Source organism: Candidatus Accumulibacter vicinus, from assembly GCF_000584955.1.
In the GTDB taxonomy this organism is placed as follows: Bacteria; Pseudomonadota; Gammaproteobacteria; order Burkholderiales; family Rhodocyclaceae; genus Accumulibacter; species Accumulibacter vicinus.
In genome coordinates, this window is the sequence record NZ_JDSS02000025.1 from 1 (window position 1) to 2,484 (window position 2,484).

Genomic DNA, 2,484 nt, shown 5'->3' on the forward strand with positions numbered 1-2,484 from the left:
GCCGGAAGCGGGAGCGCAGCGGACGCTTCTGGCAGTCGGCTGCAGCGCTTTGTTCGGCGCTCTGGGGCGCGCCGATATCAGCCGAACTTTTTCGCAATCAAGGCTCCGACGCGCAAGGCGTTGGCCTGGATAGTGAGCGTCGGATTCAGCCCCGACCCCGTCGGGAAGACAGACCCATCCGCAAGATACAGGTTTTCGATATCGTGCAGGCGACATGACTCATCGACGACCGACGTCGTCTTGTCAGTGCCCATTCGACAGCCGCCGGTGCAATGATAGAGTTGGCGAGCGGTCGGCTTCTTCCCCAGGAACTCTTTGAGATCCGCCCGTGCGTCGTCCTCCGTAGTCGCGCCGGCGACCTTCAGCATCTCCTTCGCCTTTGCCGCCGTGAAGACGGCGGCATTCATGTCGAACGGGTGCGGGCGATAGATGATCTCCGTGCCTGGCATGCCGTAGCGGTCAACGCTGTCGCGGCGAAGGGCTACCCGGTTGTGGCGTGTGGGCATGCAATCGCCGATGTAGCTGAGGTCGAGTTTGAATGGGTAGATCTCGTTGAAATACCGTTTGGCCTGCGCCCCCCAATACTTCTTGCGGAGTGCTTCCGCAAGCGGGCCGCCGTTAGACGACACCATCAAGATGCCCGTTTTGAGGAACGGCTGGTTCGCGTCCTCACTCATGCGGTGGTAGTAGCTCATGGAGAACGCCGTGTGCGGCGCCGTGTCCCAGGTCGTCGTCGGTTCCGGAGCAATACTCCGGGCGCCACCCGTCATGTGGAACATCAGGTAGCGACCTATCACTTCCGGATTGCCGACCGCGGACGCCATCAGCAGCCGGTTCGTTTCGATCGTCTCGCAGGCGACCACGACCACCGGGGCGCTTAGCTCCTGGACCTGGACTGAGCCATTGATGTCGCCGACCACACATTCCAGCGAGGTGATCCGCCCGTTCGCGGCGTGGAGCTTGCGGACGAACGTCCGGGGCTGGATCGTGAGTTTCCCAGTCGCTAATGCCGACCGGAGCACCGTCACCCGCATGTCGGACTTTGCCTCGAATCGGCATGCGAAGTCTTGGCAGAGTCCGCTGTGGTGGCACGGCTCGCGGCCCTGATGGTCCCTAGAGTTGATCGCCATCGGAGTCGGGATCAGTTGTGCTTCGTGCTTCGCTCGTTTGAGCGCAGCGTCGAGTAGTGTTCCGGCTTTGCTGTACTTCAGCGGCGGCAACCCGGACGCGGGGGCACCGGCTATACCGATAAGGGCTTCGGCTTCATCGAACCACTGCTTGAACTCGGCCGCAGTCACCGGCCAGTCGCGAAGGTCCGCCCGATGTTCTGCGGAGAGGTCTGGCTCCAGGCGCTGGCACAAGTCGCCCAGCTTCGTTTTCATCGCGAAATCGACGTCCTCAAAGCGAAACGACGCACCACCGAAGTGAACCGTTCCGCCCCCGACCAGTTGTGACATCCAGCCGTCGCGCGTGGGGACCGTTGTCGGAGGGTTCGTGTTGCCCGGCTCGGCGTATGTCAGAAAGCGAATTTCCTTCCGTAGTTCCGGCATTAGGTGCTCGGCTTGGATGAACTTGAACTCGTCTCCTCGCCCTCGGGAGGAGAAATGCGAGCCGAATGCGCCCCCTTCATAGAAGTCAGACACCTCGCGAGCCGGCCCCTTCTCGAGGACCAAGGTCTTCATTCCGGCCTTGGTCAACTGCCAGGCGACGCACGCGCCACCTGCCCCACTACCAACGACGATCGCATCGAACTTGGTATAGGCCATGGTTTACTCTCCGAGTGTCATGAAGCGGGTGTAGAACCAGCCGATGCCGTGCGCATTGCCGCCATAGCCCGGTTCGGCCATGAGGCCACAGGATACTGCCTCGTGGATCGCGGCGAACGCTTCCGCTTGCGGGCGCAGCATAGCCCACTGTGTGGGCGGCAACGCGCTTTTTTGAAGGGCCGTGAGCACGTCTATACGCTCTTGCTCCGTGAGCACGGCGAAATGACGTCCCGTGTACCGCTTCAGGCAGGCGTCAGTCAGGTCGCGGAGCGCCAATTGAATGCGGATGCCGAAAGGTGGCTGCCAAGCCGCCCGGAAGTGAATGTGGCGGTCAACCCTTGCTTCCGAGGCCTTCAAAAGGTGTTGACGACCGTTCCGGCTCGCGACTTGGTTCGGCGGGAACAGTGTGTCTGTCAGGGCCTCAATCAATTCGGAGTACGGAAGGGTGAAGAGATTAAGCGGGTTCTCGGCCAAGTCAGGACAGTCGCGGATTTCGCCTTCCGGCGTCTTGCGACTGTACCCCCGAGGTTGAAGGCCGAGTGCATCCCCCAACCCGTGGACAAGAGCATGTTCTGTTTTTGTCTCCAACCGCTACCCTCCTACTTAGGTGATTTCCGGGAATCAAGATCCCGAACAACTACCGCAGCGGCTTGTTATTCTGGCCATGAGCCCGGCCTGTCGCCATGACTCTTGGTACGGCTTTTTGCGGAAATCACCT

Annotated in this window: 2 protein-coding genes; both read right to left on the bottom strand. The window is 61.0% G+C overall.

What is annotated here, in order from left to right:
* Window positions 1–77: 77 nt before the first annotated feature.
* A complete protein-coding gene (locus tag CAPSK01_RS12150; protein WP_034926878.1) occupies window positions 78–1,766 on the bottom strand; it encodes a GMC family oxidoreductase in 1,689 nt (562 codons plus the stop codon).
* Window positions 1,767–1,769: 3 nt separating this feature from the next.
* Window positions 1,770–2,354: a gluconate 2-dehydrogenase subunit 3 family protein gene (locus CAPSK01_RS12155; protein ID WP_034926881.1), complete on the bottom strand. Its 585-nt coding sequence runs from the start codon at window positions 2,352–2,354 to the stop codon at window positions 1,770–1,772.
* Window positions 2,355–2,484: the final 130 nt, after the last annotated feature.

Coding starts and splice junctions, on each gene's coding strand:
- CAPSK01_RS12150 (WP_034926878.1), bottom strand. CDS start 1,766: ATGGCCTATACCAAGTTCGATGCGATCGTCGTTGGTAGTGGGGCAGGT.